The sequence below is a fragment of the Ralstonia sp. RRA genome, assembly GCF_037023145.1.
Taxonomy (GTDB): Bacteria; Pseudomonadota; Gammaproteobacteria; order Burkholderiales; family Burkholderiaceae; genus Ralstonia.
The window spans coordinates 681038-699479 of record NZ_CP146092.1; the positions used below are offsets into that span (position 1 = coordinate 681038).

An 18442-nucleotide genomic window follows, 5' to 3' on the forward strand; every position below is an offset into this window, starting at 1 on the left:
GGTCTGATACGGCTCGAAGACCATCTCGACGCTACGAATACCAAGTCACACACATGATTGCCTTCATCCTGCTTGCACTATTGATGTTGCCCGTGGCGCGGTTGATTGGGACAAGAGAGAACGTTGCCAAGCGATGGCTTTGGTTCTTGATTGCCGCGATACAGGTGTATGTGGTGGTGGCGATCGGCTTGAGGGATGCCGGCGGCTTGCTGCGAGAGTGGGCGCTGTTTGGCTCGGCGTCCAGTGGGAACGGGCTTGGCTGGTTGCTGGCCCTGAGCATGAGCGTGGTGACGATCGCCATGTTGCAGATGCGCCGCCGCGCGACGCATCCGTTCTCCGCCGCGGTCCTGTGCTTTCAACTGGCTGTGAGCGCACTGGTGTTCTATCAGGCCACGGCGCTTGCCGGTATTCAGGCGTTCTGGGTGGCGCCTCTACTGGTCTTCATCCTGCGCAAAATGGACTTCGGACGCCGCTGGCAGGATCTCACCGGCAAGGTGGATGAAACGCACTACGCGTCGTCGTTTCTTGAGTTGTCGTATACGCCAGGCAGCGATACGTTCGACATCGTGTTCAAGCAGGGCAGGCGAGGGCCGCTTGCAAGCGGCGTGAAATTGCTCTCGCTACCGTCAAGCGAGCAGGGTGTGTGGAAGGACGCCTACCTGGATGAAGAGCGTGCCAAGCTTCAGAACGAGCATGCCCAGCCGGTCAAGCTGCCGTTTGCCGCGCAAGGTCTGCCGCTGGTGCACGAGCTGTGGAGCGCATATATGGGCGATGCCAATTCCTGCTTTGGCGACCCATGCCTGAATCTTCTGATCCGGTCAAAGGAAGAGGAGACGCTCTACACGCCCACCTCCACCCAGACAACATATGTTCCCGGCTCAACCGCGACCGGATGGACGAATAACGGGCAAATGATCAACGTCGACATACCGGGCAAGACCATCACCACCCAGGTCCAATCCGGCCCGGCAACGTGGGCGCCCTCGGGCTACTGCACTGTCACGATCGAGGCCAATCTCAACGACGTTTGCTACAGCTACACCATGACTGCCGTTCCGAAGAACGAGGCGAACCTCATCGTGTCGGTTGGGCAAGCCATCAACAAGAAGGCGTGGGCCACGATCCACGCGATGCAGCGCGCGGAAAAGGCGCAGCACGAGGCAGCCGCGCAAAAGCGGCGCGCTGCGGAACAGGCAGCCGTGGAGGCCGCATCGACGAAGGCGGCCGAGTCTGTCCGGCAGGTGTTGGAAGCTGCCGGGTTTCACGCGTCGGGCGACGGTGTTTTCTCATGGCATCGCCACGACCCGAGCGGTGTCCTGGTGGAGTTGATCGCGGCGGACCGGAACGGCCGGGCGTTTGTGGTGGCAGGGCAAGGCGCAGACCGTTGGCAAGGCCTCTGGCAGGGCGCCGAAGCCAAGTTGGAAGGCAATGCACTTCAGCTCAAGGTGATGGATGAAGCGTACCGCGCGCAACACCTGGCCGAGCGCCGATTCAGCTTGATGGCCAACGTCGGGCTCAACGAACAGCAGACTTGGTGCGATCGCGTCAACTTGCTCGGCGCAGCGAAGGCCTAGCGCCACCATGCAATGGCGCGTCTGCCGTGTGAACGTGGTCGACGCGCTTTTCGCTTTCCCTGTCGTTGGTGAGCTTCTCGCCTCAGATGGTGCTACCGCGCCCGCAACACCGACGGCGGCATGCCCAGCAAGCGCTGAAAGCTGCGGCGCATCCGTTCCGTATCGCCAAATCCGCATTCGTTCGCCACGCGCTGCATGGACGTGGCGCCGCTTTCCAGCGCGGCGCGGGCGGCCTCCACGCGCAGCTTCTCGACAGCCTTGGCTGGGGTAAGGCCCGTCTCGGCCTGGAAGGCACGTGCGAAGTGGCGCGGGCTCATGCAGGCGTGTTCGGCCAGGTCGCCCACGCGGTGGGGTGCGCCCAGGTTGCGGCGCACGTGATCCAGCAGCGGTTTGAAGCGGCCGCGGGCGGAGTCCATTTCGTTGAGCGCCGAGAACTGCGATTGCCCACCGGGGCGCCGGTAGTAGACGACAAGCTGCCGTGCCACCGCGCGTGCCACGCGCTCGCCCAGGTCGTCAGCAATGACCGCGAGTGCGAGGTCGATACCGGCGCTGATGCCCGCGCTGGTCCAGAAGCGGCCGTCGTTCACGTAGATGTGGTCGGCCTCCAGCTGCACCTGCGGGAAGTCGCGCGCGAACTGCTCGCTGCGGCACCAGTGCGTGGTGGCACGCCGGCCGTCCAGCAAGCCCGTGGAGGCCAGCAGCAGGCTGCCTGAGCACACGCTGGCCACGCGTGCGCCACGTGCCGCGCAGCGCTGCACGAAACGGCGCGTGCGTGCATCCAGCATGGCGGCGTCCACGCCATCGCCGCCGGCCACGAGCAGAGTGTCGACCTGGCTTGCGGGCGGCAGCGCCTCGGCCGCCCAAAGCGCGCCCGCCGAACTGCGCACCAGGCCGGGCTGTGCGGCCACGACCCGCAGGGCGTAGTGGTCATCCCGGTAGCGGCTGGCCACCTCGAATGCGGCCACCGGCCCGGCGGCGTCGAGCACCTGGAAGTCAGGAAACACAAGAACGGCAATGCGATGGGGCATGGCGGCGGGTGGGTATCAGGTGTGTAGCAGGTGGGTGCGGATGGCAGGAAATGTGGGAAGCATGACATTGCTGCCAACACGATAGAGCGCGATGCTGTGAGCCGTCAACCCAAGCGTTAACTCACCCAACAGGAGATTCGTGCCATGAGTGCTTCCCCCTTCATCGTTGTGTTTGCTCTGTTCGATCGCGTTACCCAGCTGGATTTCACCGGCCCGGACGAGGTGTTCTGGCGCCTGCCCGGCGCGCAGTGCGTGATGGCATCGGCGCGTGGCGGAGAGATCCGCGCAGATGGCGGGCTCACCATCACGAATGTGCAGCGTCTGGCTGACATTGAGCGTGCCGATCTCATCTGCGTACCCGGTGGCTTTGGCGTGATCGAAGCCATGGCCGACGCCGACTTCGTGCGTGAAGTGCGCCGGCTGGCGGATGGCGCGCGCTATGTCACCTCGGTGTGTAGCGGCTCGCTCGTGCTGGGTGCCGCCGGTTTGTTGCAAGGCAAGCGTGCAGGCTGCCATTGGGCGTGGCGTGATCTGCTGCCGCCCTTCGGTGCCACTGTGGACGAGAGCCGCGTAGTGCGTGACGGCAACCTCATCACCGGCGGCGGCGTGACGGCGGGCATCGACATGGCGCTCACTGTCATGGCCGACATTGCCGGCGCCGAGTATGCGCAGTCAGTGCAACTCGGCATCGAGTACGCACCGGCGCCGCCGTTCGAGTGTGGACGCCCCGAGCTGGCCGCGCCGCAAGTTCTCACAGCTGTGAAGACGCGCCTGAATACCCTGCGCGCGGATCGCCATGCAGCGGTGCAGAAGGCAGCCCAACTGCTGTGAATGTGTGAGGCGTGCGCGCCGATTGCGGCGACAATGGCGTCCTTTCCCGATGTTATTGCCGTCCGAATCGGCGCGCCGCACCGCACATGAATACACCGTCCCCCAACCTGAACGCCAACGGCCCCGGTGGCCCCAGTGGTCCCATTGGCATCGTGGCCGCGCTGCATGAAGAGATCAACGAGCTGCTGACGCTGCTGTCTGGCGCACGCGCCGTACATGTCGGCAGCCGGGATTTCTGGACGGGCGAGCTGGATGGCCAGGCCGTGGTGGTGGTGCTGTCGCGCGTTGGCAAGGTGGCGGCGGCCTCCACGGCAACCATGCTGGTTGCGCAGTTTGGTGTGCGGGCCGTGGTGTTTGCCGGCGTGGCCGGTGCGCTGGCACCCGGGGTGGCGGTGGGCGATGTGGTGGTGTCGTCCGAACTGCTGCAGCACGACGTGGATGCCTCGCCGCTGTTCCCGCGCTGGGAGATTCCGCTGACGGGCGTGGCGCGCTTTCAGGCCGATGCTGCGCTGGCCCAAGGGCTGCTCGACAGCGCCCGTGCCGTGCTGGCCGATCCGCTTGGGTTGCTGGGGCAGCCGGTCATGGAGGCGTTCGGCATTGCCGCGCCGCAGGCATACGCCGGTCTCATCATCAGCGGAGACCGCTTCGTTTCCACCTCGGCCGAAAGCGCTGCGTTGCGGGCAGCCTTGCCCGACGCGCTGGCCGTTGAAATGGAAGGCGCCGCAGTCGCGCAGATCTGCCACGAGTGGGGCGTGCCGTTTGCCGCCATCCGCACGATCTCTGACCGCGCAGACGACGCGGCCAGCGTGGACTTTGCACAGTTCATTGCGGAGGTGGATTCGCGCTACAGCGTGGCGATTCTGCGCCGATGGCTGGCTACTGCGCCTTGGTGATCGCCAGATACTTCTCGAGCGCGTTGGCGCGTTCACTCAGGCGGAAGACCGTGTTCTCAAGCCGCTGCAGATCGTCCGCGGCCTCCTTGCCGTAGACCGTGGTTTCAAAGGCGCCGGTCTTCTCGTGAAAGTCTTGCCAGGCCTGTTCTGAGTTCACCAGCGCGTCTTTTGCCACGCCATTGAGCTTGCCCAGCAGCGCCTTGTACGTGCTGTCCAGCCGGTTGTCCTGCGCCGTCTTTTCCGCAGTTAGGCATGCCGCGATGGCGGTAGCGCCGCCGCTGGCATCGGCCTTGTCGACGCAGGCATAGAGCTTGGTGGTGATGCCCTGGGGCGCGCGGCGTTTGATGCCCTGGCCCAGGGTCTCGGCCGCGAGCGCCCCTGCACCGCAGGTGAGCAGGGTGAGGGAGACGGCAAGTGCCTTCAGTGTCGCTCGCGTGTTCAAGGTGTCACTCCTGATATGCCTGAAGTCAGCCCGGCAGGTAGGGCTGCAAATTCTTCAAAGCGTTTGCCACATAGGCCTCTTTCTCACCCACGGGCGCCACGTAGTGCAGCGCTGCAGTGGCGGCTTCCAGACCTTCGGTGCGCGCAATGACCCACGCCGCCAGGTACGGTGAAGCAAAACACCCGCCAGCCGTCGCCACATTGCCGTTTGCATAGAACGGCTGGTTCAACACTTCTACCCCCGCCTCCTGCACCCAGGGTTTGGTCGTCAAGTCCGTGCATGCCGGCACGTTGCCCACCAGCCCCAGCTTGGCAAGGACCAACGTGCCGGAGCACTGTGCGCCAATCAGCTGACGCGCAGGGTCGAGCGCCAGGCGCGCCATCAACCCCGCATCGGCGACGACCTCACGCGTGCGCACGCCGCTGCCGACCAGGACGGCATCTGCCGTGCGCGCGTCTTCCAGCAGCGACTGCGCATGGACCGTCACACCGTTCATCGACGTGACCTGCGCCTGCGGGCAGCACAGCGTCACGCGCCAGTCAGGCTTCTTGATGCGGTTGAGCACGCCCAGGGCGATGAGTGAGTCCAGCTCGTTGAATCCGTCAAAGGTGAGGATGGCGATGTGCATGGCAGTCCTGAATGTGCGGGCCGGCGCCCGATAGGGTGGGGTATGTCGGGCATGCTAGGGTGCGATGGCAATACAATCAAAAAATTGTCCTTAGTACATCCGGTACTCCCAGCAATGACGCAAGCCCGCTATCAGCCATTGGTCGATGCACTGGCTGCGCAGATCCGTTCTGGTGATCTGCCGCCCGGCACGCGCCTGCCTACGCACCGTCGGCTGGCAGAACACCACGGCATTGCACTGGTGACGGCCACGCGTGTGTATGCCGAACTCGAAGCGATGGGGCTGGTGAGCGGCGAGGTGGGCCGCGGCACCTTTGTGCGCGAAGCCGTGCTGCCGCGTGGCCTGGGGGTCGATCAGCAGGCCGTGGCGGCAGGGGTGGTGGATCTGAACTTCAACTACCCGTCGCTGCCGGGGCAGGCTCAACTGTTGAGCCGCGCGTTGCGGCAACTGGCGGCCCAGGGCGATCTTGAAGCGCTGTTGCGCTACGCCCCGCACGGCGGCCGGCCGCACGAGCGCGCTTGTGTTGCGCGGCACCTTGCACGCAAGGGCCTGACGCCTGAGCCGGACAACGTGCTGATCGTCGATGGTGCGCAGCATGGGCTGGCCGTGACGGTCATGGCGCTGCTGAAACCGGGCGATGTGGTGGCCGTGGATGCGTTGACCTACCCCGGCTTCAAGGTGCTGGCCGAGATGCTGCATCTGGAGCTGGCGCCGGTTCCCGCAGCGGGGCAGGGCATGGATCTGGATGCGTTGGAGCGCGTGTGCACGCGCCGCCGTGTTCGCGCCGTCTATGTCATGCCCACGCTGCACAATCCGCTCGGCTGGGTCAGCGGCATTGCCTGGCGGCGCCGGCTGGCCGCCATCGTGCGTCGACACGGGCTGCTGGCAATTGAGGATGCCGCCTACGCCTTCCTTGCAGAGGATGCGCCCACGCCATTGGCTGCGCTTGCGCCGGAGGCGACCGTCTACGTATCGGGGCTGTCCAAGAGCGTGGCCACGGGCCTGCGCTTTGGTTTTGTTGCGGCACCGGCGGCCTGGGTGCACAAGCTCGAACGCGCCATTCGCGCCACCACCTGGAACACGCCCGCGGTCGTCACGGCCCTGGCGTGCGCGTGGCTGGACGACGGCACCGTGAACCGCCTGGAGGCTGAGAAGCGGCGCGATGCGGCTGAACGTCAGGCCATCGCCCGCAAGGCCCTGGCCGGGCTGACGCTCATCAGCCATCCGGCGTCGTATTTTGTCTGGCTTGTCCTGCCGCCGGAGGTGCGGGCGGACCACGTGGCAGCGGTGTTGCAGGCAGACGGCATTTCCGTCTCCACGGCAGAACCCTTTGCGACATCGAAGCAGGTGCCGCACGCCTTGCGCCTGGCGCTGGGTTCTGTGGCGCTTGAGCGGTTGCAGGCCGTGCTGCAAGTCGTCAGGCAGCGCATTGAGGAACAGATTGACCGATGAAAGTGGTCAACCTCATGTCTGTCAGCTTGAATACACTCACCCCTCAACAACGACATCCGAATGCTTTACCGATGGGAGAACACATGAAGCACTGGCTTGTGACACTGGCAGGATGGGCAATCTGCGCCTGCGCAACGCTGAGCGGTACGGCGTACGCGGCCGAGTTTGCTACGTTGACGGTTGCCGTTGGCGCGCAGCCGCGCATGTGGACGCGCGAAGCACTGCTGCATAACCCGCACCTGACCGACGTCACCGTGGAAGACGAAAACCTGAAGCGCCGCCTGACCTTCAAGGCGGTCCCCGTGACGGAATTCTTCAAGGGCCAGCCGACCAGCCCAGACGCCAGCGCCACTACTGTCGCCAGCGATGGCTACGTATCGCATCTGCCGATGCGCCTGCTGCTGGCCGACCGCCCCGACGGGCCGCGTGCCTGGCTCGCCGTGGAAGACCCGGACACCCCGTGGCCGACACTCAAGGGCCAGGATATCGGGCCGTTCCGCCTGATCTGGACGGCGCCGCCGGCCAAGGCTTCTGTGGTGAACGAAAGCCTGTGGACGTACAACATCGTGCGCATTGATGTGGCTGCGCAGCCGCAAGAGCGCTTCGCGGCCATTCGCCCCGCAGCCGGGTTGCCTGCCGATGGCCCTGTCATGCGTGGCTTCGCCACCTTCCAGCGCGTCTGTTTCTCCTGTCACACGCTCAACCGCGCGGGCGATGCCCAGTTGGGCCCCGATCTGAACGTGCCGTACAGCCCGGTCGAGTACCTGGGAGACGAGAAGCTGCGTCACCTCATTCGTGATCCGCAGTCGCTACGCTGGTGGCCGAATGCGCGCATGTCGTCCATTGATGAGAAGACGCTGTCCGAGGCGCAGCTCAATGACCTGCTGGCGTACTTCCACCACATGGCGCATCGCGAGGCAGTTGCCGCGCATTGATGCGCGTTGGCATTAGTGCCCGAACTGCGCCTGGTATTGCGACGGCGTGAGGTCAAACCGGCGCCGGAACGCCTTCGCCAGATGCGCCTCCGAACCGAAGCCGGCATCGCGGGCTGCGCGCTTGACGGAGTCACCCGCCTCCAGATGTGCGCGGGCGGCTTGCAGTCGCAACGTTTCCAGAAAGGCGCGCGGCGTCATGCCGGTTTCCTTGGTGAAGCGGCGGTGGAAGGTGCGGGGCGCCTCACCAGCCGCCGCGGCCATCTGCTCCACGTCGATCGGTTCGCGCAGGCGCGTGCGCAGCCAGTCGACCAGTGCGGCGTACTGCCCGGACTGGGTTTCCAGCGCCAGCGAGTACTGCGACTGGTTGCCCATCCGCCGCACGGCCAGAATCAACTGCTTGGCCACCCGCGCCGCCACCCAGCGGCCGAGATCCTGCTCGACCATCGACAGGCACATGTCGATGCCTGCCGTCACACCGCCCGACGTCCACGCCTTGCCATCCTGCACGTAGAGCGCGTCGGGCTCGACCGCAACGTTCGTAAAGACCTGCGCAAGCAACTGTGCCGATGCCCAGTGTGTGGTGGCGCGGTGCGCATCGAGCAGGCCCCAGTGCGCCAGCACGAACGCGCCGGTGCAGACCGACCCGAACCGCCGCGCCGAGGCACACACCTCGCGGGCCCACTGCGCCAGCGATGCATCGGCGCCCGTCGCCAGCAAGCCTTCGCGCTCGCCGCCGGCAACGATCAGCGTGTCGATGGCGGTCGATGCCAGCGAGGCGATCGATTCCGTATCGATGGCAATGCCATTCGACGCTCGCACCAGCCCACCCTGCGATGAGACCGGCACGACGCGGTAGGCCGGCTCCACGTTGAAGGCATTCGCCATGGCAAACACATCGGCGGGGCCGGCCACGTCCAGCATCTGCACTGCGGGGTAGGCGACCAGCGCGACTACGCGCGGGTCTGTCGGGCGACGGTTTGCATCAGACCGCTTGGCAGTGGAAGCGCGTGACATGGGCAGGGCAATCTTGGCAGAAATCGACAAATCATTGTCATTGCTGCCAATGGGGGCGTCAAGCTACGCTGAACTTCCCAAGACTGCATACACGCCTGACCATGAACCTCGCATTCTTTTCAACGTTCAACTGCCTGCTTGCCCGGGAGGGGCGTTGACCGTGCGGCGCGCTCTGCTAGTCGGTTGGAGTGTGTGTGTGATGGCTGTCGGCCTGGCCGGCTGCTTTGCGGTGCAGGTGCATCAGGACCCCGGTGGTGTGCCCGCTGCCGTGCAGCATGCAGACGCATCTGCCATGCAGTCTGAGATTCCCGCCAACCATACGCACCCGTTGCGCGCACGGCCGCTCGTGGCTGTGGTCGGGCATAACGCCAATACGGAGTTGACCGATTTCGTGGTTCCCTACGGCGTGCTCAAGCGTGCTGATGTGGCGGATGTGATCGCCCTCGGCACACAGCCGGGGCCGATGCAGATGTTTCCCGCGTTTCGGTTGGAACCCGATTCCACCATCGACGCATTCGACGCGCGTTTTCCCGATGGCGCGGACTACGTGGTGGTGCCGGCCGTGCATGAGGATGACGATCCGCGTTTGCTGGCCTGGGTGCGCCAGCAGTGGGCCAAGGGCGCGACGGTGATCGGCGTATGTGACGGTGCATGGGTGCTCGCGCGTGCCGGCCTGCTTGCGGGCCGCCGCGCGACTTCCCATTGGTATGCGCGGGATGCGCTTGCGAAGCAGTTTCCGCAGACGCAATGGGTGTCCGGCCGCCGTTACGTGGCCGATGGCCGTGTGGTGACGACGACGGGGGTGACCGCCTCAGTGCCCGTCACACTGGCGTTGATCCAGACGATTGGCGGGGCGGAGCGGGCCCGCGCGGTGGCGGATGCCATCGGCGCGCCGGGCTGGTCAGCCGAACACGCGAGCACGGGCTTCAGGCTGAGCCCTCGGCATCTGTACACGGCGGCCAGCAACATGCTGTCGCTGTGGCGGCGCGAAACACTGGGTGCTGCCTTGCAACCCGGTGGTGATGATGTTGCCCTGGCGCTGGTGGCCGATGCACATGCCCGTACCTATTTCACGCGCGTGTTGGCAACGGCAGATGCCTCGGGCGGTGTGCGCATGGGCAGCGGCTTGGTGTTTCTTCCCGACCGGGTGGGGGCGGCAGCACAGGCGATACCGCCGCTATCCAGCACGCCGCAACCGCCACGCGCGGTGGTTGCGCTGGACATGGCACTTGACGACATCGCCCAGCGTCATGGTGATGACACCGCAGCGTTTGTTGCCCTGCAGATGGAGTATCCGATGCACCGGACTGCACATTGATCACGTCGCCGCCCACGCAACCAGCGTGGCAACCGTGTTCATATTGCGCGCCGTCCCCGTCTTGGCAGCAGGAATCTTCAACTTGGAATGCGCCATGCCGTCGCCGTAGTGCACGTAGATCTCACGTGCGCCCAGGGCGACTTCCTCCTCCTGCCGGCCGCTCAGGGTTGCCAACGTATCGGCGGGCGGCGGCACATCCAGAAAGATGGCGACCGTCCGATTGGATGCCTGGGTCTTGAACGGATTGCCCTCCAGCACCGCCGCCAATTCCGCACCCGTGCGCACGAGCACACCCACGGGCTTGCCGGCGTAATCCTCCAGGCAGCGCTCCAGCTTGGCCTTGACCGACGCTTCCGATAGACGGCTCCGAAAGACCACATTGCCGCTTGCAATGTAGGTGCGCACGTTGGTCAGGCCGATCGATTCGCACATGGCGCGCAGTTCAGCCATGGGCAGCTTGCCGGTGCCGCCAACATTCACGGCCCGCAGGAAGGCGACATAAGTCGTCATGGGGGAGGTCTCTCCTGGTTCTGTCGGTCAACTTAGCGACGCGAGGGCTCGCGTACATTTTGTTACTCGTGTGACGGGAATGTATAACCCGCCACGCCGCCCGCCCGGTATTCTGCGCCGCGAATCGATTGACTCAGGAGCGGCCCGCCAACGGGGGTGTGGCGCATCCTGCATTTGAGCATGTGCAAACAAGGAGAACCCAGCATGTGGAAGAAGATTGCCCCGACGTTGATTGTTGCCGCACTCGCCGGGCTGACGGCTTTGCCGGCAGCGGCCGATGATTTGCGCAACGCACTTGGTGGCGCACTGGGCGGCGCAGGTGGCGCAGCCGTGGGCGGCGCGATCGGCGGCCAGACGGGTTCGGTGATTGGCGGTGCGATTGGCGGCGGTGCCGGCGGCGCTTTGACGGCCAACGGCCGCGAGCGCAAGGGTGCGATTGTTGGTGGCGCCCTGGGCGGTGGCGTGGGCGCTGCTGCGGGTAACTCCATGGGCGGTCGCACGGGCGGCATCGTTGGCGCGGGCCTGGGTGGTGGTGCGGGTGCTGCGCTGGGCGGCAACGTGCAGCGCAACTCGTACTCCGACTACGACGATCGTGGCCACCGCCGCCACGGCAAGCATCACCATCACCATTGATGTGATGTCCACCCGGGGGTGCTTGCATTCCCGGGTATCCAGATTTCCTGCCTTCAATCAGCCGTTCTGGCTGATGGCACTCATTCCCAAGTCATATCTCTGACGCCGGGTCGCTGTTGACGCCTGCGCGGTCTACCATACCGTGGCAATCGATGCCGCCACGCAGGAGATCGCCATGACGCAACGCTTCGACGCCATCATCATCGGTACCGGGCAAGCTGGCCCGGCGCTGGCCGCGCGGTTGTCCGGCGCGGGCATGCAGGTTGCCATCATCGAGCGCGGGCGGTTTGGTGGCACGTGTGTCAACACCGGGTGCATTCCCACCAAGACACTGGTCGCCAGCGCATACGCCGCGCGTCTGGCGCAGCGGGCTGCCGAGTACGGCGTGATGATCGATGGGCCGGTCAATGTCGATATGGCACGCGTGAAGGCCCGCAAGGATGAGGTTTCCGGGCGCTCCAGCCACGGCGTGGAGCAGTGGGTCCGCGGCCTTGAGCACTGCACTGTCTTCCAGGGGCATGCTCGCTTTGAGAGCGTGCAAACCGTGCGTGTCGGCAACGATCTGCTGGAGGCCGAGCGCATCTTCATCAACGTTGGCGGGCGCGCGCTGGTTCCCCCGATGCCGGGGTTGGATCAGGTGCCCTACCTGACCAACGCCACCATGATGGACGTGGACTTCCTGCCCGAGCACCTGATCGTGATCGGTGGCAGCTACGTGGGGCTGGAGTTCGGCCAGATGTATCGGCGCTTCGGCGCGCGCGTGACGATCGTGGAGAAAGGCCCGCGCCTGATCGCCCGTGAAGATGAAGACGTGTCGCAGGCGGTGCGCGAGATTCTGGAAGCCGAGGGCATCGACGTGCAGGTGGCCGCCAACTGCCTGAGCGTGCGTGGCGAAGCAGGCAACATGGTGGTCGGGCTGGATTGCTCGGGCGGCGCGCGTGAAGTGTCGGGCTCGCATCTGCTGCTGGCAGTGGGGCGTGTACCCAATACCGATGATCTCGGCCTGGACAAGGCCGGCATTGAGACTGATGCGCGCGGGTATATCCGCGTCGATGAGCAACTGCGCACCAACGTCTCCGGCGTCTGGGCCCTGGGCGATTGCAATGGGCGAGGCGCGTTCACGCATACGTCCTACAACGACTACGAGATCGTCGCGGCCAACTTGCTGGATGACGATCCGCGCAGGGTGTCGGACCGCATCCAGGCGTACGCCATGTACATCGACCCACCGCTCGGCCGCGTTGGCATGACGCTGACCGAGGCCAAGCAATCGGGCCGCAAGCTGCTGGTCGGCAACCGCCCCATGACGCGCGTCGGGCGTGCGGTGGAGAAGGGTGAGAGCCAAGGCTTCATGCGGGTGGTGGTTGATGCGCAGAGCCACGAGATTCTTGGCGCGGCGATCCTGGGTGTGACCGGCGACGAGGTCGTGCATGCATTGCTCGACGTGATGTACGCCAAGGCGCCGTACACCACCATCAGCCGTGCCATGCACATCCACCCGACCGTGTCGGAACTGGTGCCGACGCTGCTGCAGGAGATGCAGCCGGTGGTGTAGCACCGGCCGCTGGCGGGCTCAATGCCCCGCGCTCTGACCGCCATCCACGTGCAGGATCTCGCCTGTCACAAAGGGGGCGGACTCCAGAAACTGCACAGCCTGCGCGATATCGCGCATCTCGCCCATGTGGCCAACCGGATGCAGCGCGCCAAGAAAGTCGTGCGTTTCCGGTGCATGCATTGGCGACTTGATGACGCCGGGCGACACCGCATTCACGCGGATACCGCGCTTCGCATATTCAACCGCCAGCGACTTCGTCGCCGCGTTCAAACCGCCCTTGGTGAGCGAGGCAAGTACCGACGGCACACCGCTGATGGCGTGGTCCGTCAGGGTGGTCGTGATGCTGATCACGTGGCCACCGCCGTTCTTCTCCATCTCGGCAATGGCGAGCTGCGTGATGTGGAAGAAGCCGGTCAGGTTCACGCCAATGTTGGCTGCGTAGTCTTCCGCCGTATAGCTGGTGAAGGGCTTGGCCATGAAGATGCCAGCGTTGTTGACGAGCGTGTCGATGCGGCCGAACTTCGCCACACCCTCGGCAATCACGCAGCGCGCCGTTGCCGGGTCGGCAATGTCCCCGGCAACGGCCAGGATGCCGGCGTCGTCCACCGGCTTGATGCTGCGCGCCGTTGCCACCACGCGGTAGCCGCGTTCGCGGTACGACTTGACCAGTTCTGCGCCGATGCCTTGCGATGCGCCGGTGATGACGGCGACTTTTTGCGTTGCGCTCATTTCGAGACCTCATATTCAGTGGATTGGATGGCCGAGAAGCCGGTCGATCCGACGGGATCGATTGAGGTCCAATGTAGGCCGCACGCTTGTGCTGAAGAATGCCCATCGCGCACAAACACTTATGCGCGGCGGGAACAAATGCGATGCATCACATCCCGCACTATGATGGGGCCTTTGCATTGATGCGATAGGCGCCATGACGCGACAGTTCGATGATCTCCAGCTCGGCAGCATCGAGCTGTTCTGCCTGGCGGCAGAGCTTGGCAGTTTTACGGCCGCCGCAGTCGCTGCAGGCGTGACACCGCCGGCGGTCAGCCGCACCGTGTTCCGGTTGGAGGAGCGATTGGGCGTGCGCCTGTTCGTGCGCACCACGCGGCAGATCCGGCTGACTGAAGAGGGCCGGATCTACTTCGAGCAGAGCCGCCGCGCATTGGCGCAATTGGTGGAAGCGGAACGGCAGATCAGCGGCCAGCGCGCAGCGCCCTCGGGCTTGCTGCGCATCAGTCTGCCGACGCCCTATGCGCACTATCGCGTGCTGCCCATCCTGCCCGCGTTCCGGGCGCAATACCCGGATGTCGAAGTCGACGTGCACATCAGCAACCACAATGTCGATTTTGCGGACGACACGTATGACTTGTCCGTGCGCGGGCGCGCGCCGGATGACTCCAACCTCATCGCCCGCAAGCTGGAAGATGCCGAGATGGTGGTGGTGGCCGCGCCCGGCTATCTACGCCGCGCCGGCACGCCACGCAAGCTGGAAGACCTGCAGCAGCACGAGTGCATCCAGTTCGACGTACCCAGCAGCGGCCGCAAGTTGCCGTGGGTGTTCCAGGTGAACGGCGAAGAGACGGATCTGCTGACGTCGGGTACCTACGGCACGTCAGAAGACGCGCTCGGCGGCGCCACGCTGGCGCGCGCTGGGGCAGGCTTGTTTCAGACGTACCGCTTCGTGGTCGAGCAGGATTTGCGCGACGGCACGCTGGTGGAGGTGCTGCAGGACTACGGCGGCAGCACGCGGCCGTTCGTCCTGCTCTACCCGTCGGCCCGGCACGTGACGCGCCGGGTGCGGGTGTTCGTCGACTTCCTGGTGGAGAAGTGCTCCCCCTGAGAGTGCGGGGACAGGGCAATCAGGCGGGTTTGATCTGTGCGATCACCAGCAGGATGACGGCAGCATTGGCCGGCTGCTGGAAGTGCGAGATCACCATGCGCGCATGCCCGGCCTTCTCGGCCAGCACATCCGCGAAGAAGTCCGACGCGCCATCCACCACCGCAGGCTGCTGCAGCCAGCCGGGTGCGCTGGTGACATGTCCCTCGACACGGACAATGTGGTCCAGCCGCTCGAAGCCACCCAGATGCGCGTGGATCTGCGCGAGCACGTTGAGCGCGGCAAGTTCTGCGGCACGCTGGCCTTCATCCAGGGTCAGGTCCTTGCCGACCTGGCCTTGCCAGACCACCTTGCCGTTGGCCAGCGGCAACTGCCCTGACACGAACAGTAGATCGCCCGCCTGACTGACAGCGGTATAGCTGCCCAGTGGCCGCGGGGGAGGAGGCAGCACGAGGCCGCGTGCGGCAAGGCGTTTTTCGATGGTCATGGCGGCTCCGGGTTTCAAGCGGTTGTGAGGATGGAACCGACTCTAGGCGCGGCCGCCGCCCGGATGAAGGTACGGGCCGGAACAGGACTCAATACATCAAGGAACAAATCCCCCGGCGGCCGCTTTAGGCGCGACGCATGCTTCACACCCCCAGGTGAATCGACGGAAGCACCGTACTCAACCGTGCCACCACCAGCGTGTCGACCTGGAAAAGCATCGCCACGGCGGTAACAACGACAGCAGCCCCAAACACTTGCTGCAGGCGCTGCGCATACCGCGACACCTTGCGGACCTGCGCGGTGACATAGCGGCCGCCATAGGCGATGACGAGCAATGGAATGGCGGCGCCCGCAGAGAACAGCGCCAGCAGCACCCCGGCGCGGCCCAGGTCCTGTGCCTTGGCCACCAGCGCCAGAATGGCGGCCAGCGTGGGGCCGGCACACGGTGTCCAGACCACGCCCAGCGTCATGCCCAGCACGAACCCGCCCGCCAGGCCCGTGCCTGTGCCAGATGTGATACCTGCGGCCACCCCCGCAAAGCGATCGATGATGCCGCCCAGCGGTGCCACAAGCCGCTCGAACGCACTGGGCCACAGGCGGGCCAGCCCCGACAGCAGCAGGATCACGATCGCCACGGTGCGCACGGCGTCCTGCGCCCATGCCAGCGAGCTGGAGAGCGCGCCAAATGCCACGCCCAGCGCAGAAAACGCGAGCACGAAGCCCAATGCAATCGCCACGGGGCGCAGCGCGCTGGACTCGTCGCTGGACGCACTCAGCACCATGGGCAGCACCGGCAGCACGCACGGTGATGCAATCGTCAATACGCCGGCCAGTGCGGCAAGAATGAGGTCAATCATCGGGTGTCTCCTGGTTGGTTGATCCGATGACTGCATTGAAGGCCCCGCACGTATCGCGGCTGTTTCTGCAGGCCTGCGCAAGTGCAATGTTTCTTGTTCAAGAGCCTGCCAGATACAGGGCGATACAAAAGGCCCCCACATGGCCCCCCAGCCGCCGCACAATGCATCCATCGCTTGCCGTCGGTGTTACGGTGCGACTGCTGAAAGGATGCCTGCCATGAAGGATCTGCTGCTGCTTGCCGCCATGACGTTCGCTGCGTTGACCTGCGAGCTGGGCGGTGCGGGCGTGTGCCGCTGGGTGGCGCCCGGACCGGCCAGTACGTCTGACCGGCGCCGGCAGGCCACCCCCCTTCCTACGCCACTTTCCACCCCCATCGAGCGCAAACCATGAGCCAGCCCGATCACATCCTCATCGTTGATGACGACCGCGAGATCCGCGAGCTGGTGGGCACCTACCTGGAGCGCAACGAAATGCGCGTGACGCTGGCCGCCAATGGGCGCGAGATGCGCGCCGCGCTCGACAAGGGCTCGGTCGACCTCATCGTGCTCGACCTCATGCTGCCCGGTGAAGACGGCCTGGCCCTGTGCCGCGACCTGCGTGCCGGCCCGCGCAAAAACCTGCCGATTCTCATGCTGACCGCCCGCAATGAAGAGGCCGACCGCATTCTCGGCCTGGAGATGGGCGCCGACGACTACCTCGTGAAGCCGTTTGCCGCGCGTGAACTGCTGGCCCGCGTGCGTTCCGTGCTGCGCCGCACGCGCATGTTGCCGCCCAACCTGCAGATCACCGAGGCGGCTACGCTGCTGGCCTTTGGCGACTGGCGGCTCGACACTACGGCGCGGCACCTGCTGAATGCCCAGGACGTGGTCGTTGCCCTGAGCGGTGCGGAATACAAGCTGCTGCGCGTATTTCTCGACCACCCGCAGCGCGTGCTCAACCGTGACCAACTGCTCAACCTCACGCAAGGCCGTGACGCCGAGCTGTTCGAGCGCTCCATCGACCTGATGGTGAGCCGCCTGCGACAACGCCTGGGCGACGACGCGCGCGAGCCCAAGTACATCAAGACCGTGCGCAATGGCGGATACGTGTTCGCTTCGACGGTGGAGATTCGCGAGGAGCGCGCATGACGGCTTTGCGTACCCTGCGTCTATGGCCTCGCACGTTGTTTGCGCGCCTGATGGTCATCCTGCTGGTGGGGCTGGCGCTGGCGCAGGGGCTGGCCTTCAGCCTTGTGCTGCACGAGCGCGCTGATGCGGCAGACCGGCTGATGCTCGGCAATCTGGAAACCGACGTCGCCAGTTCCGTCGCCATGCTTGACATGCTGCCCGCAGCCAAGCGCGCGCTTTGGGCAGACCGCTTGAGCCGGCGTACCTATCGCTACGAACTCGACGCCGGCATCCGCAGCGACACGCCGCCGCGCGATGCCCTGTCCCGCGAAGCGGCGGCCACCATCGGTCGCGCGCTAGAGGGGCGGTACAACGTCACCGCCAACGCAGTGCCCGGCGGCGGCAATCAGTACCAGGTGCACCTGACGCTCAGCGATGGCAGCCCACTCACCATCGACGTGCATCCGAACCCCATGGGGTTGTCGACCTGGCTGCCGGTGCTGCTGGGTGTGCAGCTCGTGTTGCTGGGCGGGTGCGCGTGGCTGGCCGTGCGCCTGGTCACCCGCCCGCTCAAGCAGTTGGCCACCGCGGCAGAAAGCCTCGGCCCCGATCTCAAGAGCGAGGTGATTCCGGAACACGGCCCCGTGGAGGTGGCGCACGCAGCGGCGGCCTTCAACGCCATGCAGCAGCGCATTGCTGGCTATCTGGCCGAGCGTGTGCAGATCCTGGCGGCGATCTCGCATGACCTGCAGACGCCCATCACCCGCATGCGTCTGCGGCTGGATCTGATGGACCCTTCAGAAACGCAGGAGCGGCTGGTGCAGGATCTGCGCGCAATGGAGCACCTCGTACGTGAAGGTGTGACCTACGCCCGCACGCTGCACGGCAGTGCGGAAGCCCCCGCCCGTGTGGACATCGACGCGCTGCTCGACAGCCTGAGCTACGACTACCGGGACGGCGGCACGCCCATCGCGGTGGAAGGCAAGGTTGGCGTGCCTGTTGAAACCCGGCCGCAGGCGCTGCGGCGCATCCTGACCAACCTGATCGATAACGCCATCAAGTTTGGCGGTGATGCGGAAGTGATGGTGTCGCGCGAGTCCGGCAACCTCGCCATTGCCGTGCTGGACCGGGGTCCCGGCATTCCCGAGGCGGAACTGGAGCGGGTGATGCAGCCGTTCTACCGGCTGGAGACGTCACGCAACCGGGGGACGGGCGGTACGGGTCTGGGCTTGGCGATTGCGCAGCAGTTGGCGCAGGCCATGGGTGGACGCCTGGCGCTGGCCAATCGTCAAGGGGGCGGGCTGCAGGCAACGCTGACGTTGCCTGCGTGAGTGAGTGATGATCG

The 18442-nt window shown here is 65.4% G+C and carries 20 protein-coding genes; 12 read left to right on the forward strand and 8 right to left on the reverse strand.

The features are described from left to right. The first annotated feature begins 53 nt into the window (after positions 1-53). Positions 54-1574, forward strand: a complete 1521-nt coding sequence (locus V6657_RS21155; RefSeq protein ID WP_048933783.1) for a hypothetical protein — start codon at positions 54-56, stop codon at positions 1572-1574. Positions 1575-1666: 92 nt separating this feature from the next. On the opposite strand, the gene V6657_RS21160 is transcribed toward V6657_RS21155, so the two are convergent. Beyond that, positions 1667-2602: a GlxA family transcriptional regulator gene (locus V6657_RS21160; RefSeq protein ID WP_048933782.1), complete on the reverse strand. Its 936-nt coding sequence runs from the start codon at positions 2600-2602 to the stop codon at positions 1667-1669. Positions 2603-2746: 144 nt separating this feature from the next. On the opposite strand from V6657_RS21160, the gene V6657_RS21165 reads away from it, so the two are divergent. Both V6657_RS21165 and V6657_RS21170 read left to right on the forward strand, forming a co-directional pair. Beyond that, positions 2747-3433 (forward strand): DJ-1/PfpI family protein, encoded by a 687-nt coding sequence (locus V6657_RS21165; protein ID WP_048933781.1) that lies wholly within the window; start codon positions 2747-2749, stop codon positions 3431-3433. Positions 3434-3519: 86 nt separating this feature from the next. After that, positions 3520-4326, forward strand: a complete 807-nt coding sequence (locus V6657_RS21170; RefSeq protein ID WP_048933780.1) for a 5'-methylthioadenosine/adenosylhomocysteine nucleosidase — start codon at positions 3520-3522, stop codon at positions 4324-4326. Here the strand turns inward: V6657_RS21170 and V6657_RS21175 are convergent. Together V6657_RS21175 and V6657_RS21180 are read right to left on the reverse strand one after the other, a co-directional pair. Then, entirely contained in the window at positions 4310-4768 is a 459-nt protein-coding gene (locus tag V6657_RS21175) for a lysozyme inhibitor LprI family protein (protein WP_048933779.1), read from the reverse strand. The genes V6657_RS21170 and V6657_RS21175 overlap by 17 nt on opposite strands. 25 nt (positions 4769-4793) lie before the next feature. Further along, on the reverse strand, positions 4794-5396 hold the full coding sequence (locus V6657_RS21180) for a DJ-1/PfpI family protein (protein WP_048933778.1): 603 nt from the start codon (positions 5394-5396) through the stop codon (positions 4794-4796). A gap of 114 nt (positions 5397-5510) precedes the next feature. Here V6657_RS21180 and V6657_RS21185 point away from each other — a divergent pair, with 114 nt between their 5' ends. Beyond that, complete coding sequence (locus tag V6657_RS21185; protein WP_048933777.1) at positions 5511-6848, forward strand: PLP-dependent aminotransferase family protein; 1338 nt, start codon at positions 5511-5513, stop codon at positions 6846-6848. Between the two features lie 83 nt (positions 6849-6931). Next, positions 6932-7783 carry a cytochrome c gene (locus V6657_RS21190; protein WP_048933776.1) on the forward strand — a complete coding sequence of 284 codons (852 nt, stop codon included), beginning with the start codon at positions 6932-6934 and terminating at the stop codon, positions 7781-7783. A 12-nt stretch (positions 7784-7795) separates the two neighbouring features. Here V6657_RS21190 and V6657_RS21195 read toward each other — a convergent pair whose 3' ends face one another. Beyond that, a complete protein-coding gene (locus V6657_RS21195; RefSeq protein WP_248694622.1) occupies positions 7796-8827 on the reverse strand; it encodes a helix-turn-helix domain-containing protein in 1032 nt (343 codons plus the stop codon). 169 nt (positions 8828-8996) lie between these two features. Between V6657_RS21195 and V6657_RS21200 the strand changes: the two genes are divergently transcribed. Further along, a complete protein-coding gene (locus V6657_RS21200) occupies positions 8997-10115 on the forward strand; it encodes a DJ-1/PfpI family protein (RefSeq protein WP_248694623.1) in 1119 nt (372 codons plus the stop codon). On the opposite strand, the gene V6657_RS21205 is transcribed toward V6657_RS21200, so the two are convergent. Further along, positions 10116-10625, reverse strand: coding sequence for a DUF1697 domain-containing protein (locus V6657_RS21205; protein WP_048933775.1), 510 nt, complete (start codon positions 10623-10625; stop codon positions 10116-10118). A gap of 204 nt (positions 10626-10829) precedes the next feature. On the opposite strand from V6657_RS21205, the gene V6657_RS21210 reads away from it, so the two are divergent. Together V6657_RS21210 and V6657_RS21215 are read left to right on the forward strand one after the other, a co-directional pair. Beyond that, entirely contained in the window at positions 10830-11258 is a 429-nt protein-coding gene (locus tag V6657_RS21210) for a hypothetical protein (RefSeq protein ID WP_048933774.1), read from the forward strand. 175 nt (positions 11259-11433) lie between these two features. Next, positions 11434-12813: an FAD-containing oxidoreductase gene (locus tag V6657_RS21215; protein ID WP_048933773.1), complete on the forward strand. Its 1380-nt coding sequence runs from the start codon at positions 11434-11436 to the stop codon at positions 12811-12813. An 18-nt stretch (positions 12814-12831) separates the two neighbouring features. On the opposite strand, the gene V6657_RS21220 is transcribed toward V6657_RS21215, so the two are convergent. Continuing rightward, complete coding sequence (locus V6657_RS21220; protein WP_048933772.1) at positions 12832-13542, reverse strand: SDR family oxidoreductase; 711 nt, start codon at positions 13540-13542, stop codon at positions 12832-12834. Positions 13543-13738: 196 nt separating this feature from the next. On the opposite strand from V6657_RS21220, the gene V6657_RS21225 reads away from it, so the two are divergent. Further along, positions 13739-14650 carry a LysR family transcriptional regulator gene (locus V6657_RS21225; protein ID WP_048933771.1) on the forward strand — a complete coding sequence of 304 codons (912 nt, stop codon included), beginning with the start codon at positions 13739-13741 and terminating at the stop codon, positions 14648-14650. Positions 14651-14669: 19 nt separating this feature from the next. Here the strand turns inward: V6657_RS21225 and V6657_RS21230 are convergent, their stop codons facing one another. Together V6657_RS21230 and V6657_RS21235 are read right to left on the reverse strand one after the other, a co-directional pair. Further along, complete coding sequence (locus tag V6657_RS21230; protein ID WP_048933770.1) at positions 14670-15134, reverse strand: RidA family protein; 465 nt, start codon at positions 15132-15134, stop codon at positions 14670-14672. A 142-nt stretch (positions 15135-15276) separates the two neighbouring features. Then, entirely contained in the window at positions 15277-15990 is a 714-nt protein-coding gene (locus tag V6657_RS21235) for a cytochrome c biogenesis CcdA family protein (RefSeq protein ID WP_021193034.1), read from the reverse strand. Between the two features lie 217 nt (positions 15991-16207). On the opposite strand from V6657_RS21235, the gene V6657_RS21240 reads away from it, so the two are divergent. The 3 genes from V6657_RS21240 to V6657_RS21250 are packed head-to-tail and all read left to right on the forward strand — an operon-like array spanning position 16208 to position 18428. Continuing rightward, complete coding sequence (locus tag V6657_RS21240) at positions 16208-16381, forward strand: hypothetical protein (RefSeq protein WP_160315287.1); 174 nt, start codon at positions 16208-16210, stop codon at positions 16379-16381. Beyond that, the gene (locus tag V6657_RS21245; RefSeq protein ID WP_048933768.1) at positions 16378-17118 is read left to right on the forward strand and encodes a response regulator; all 741 of its coding nucleotides are present in this window, start codon (positions 16378-16380) and stop codon (positions 17116-17118) included. Before V6657_RS21240 ends, V6657_RS21245 begins: the two co-directional genes overlap by 4 nt. Further along, entirely contained in the window at positions 17115-18428 is a 1314-nt protein-coding gene (locus V6657_RS21250; protein ID WP_048933767.1) for a HAMP domain-containing sensor histidine kinase, read from the forward strand. Before V6657_RS21245 ends, V6657_RS21250 begins: the two co-directional genes overlap by 4 nt. The last annotated feature ends 14 nt before the right edge of the window (positions 18429-18442 follow it).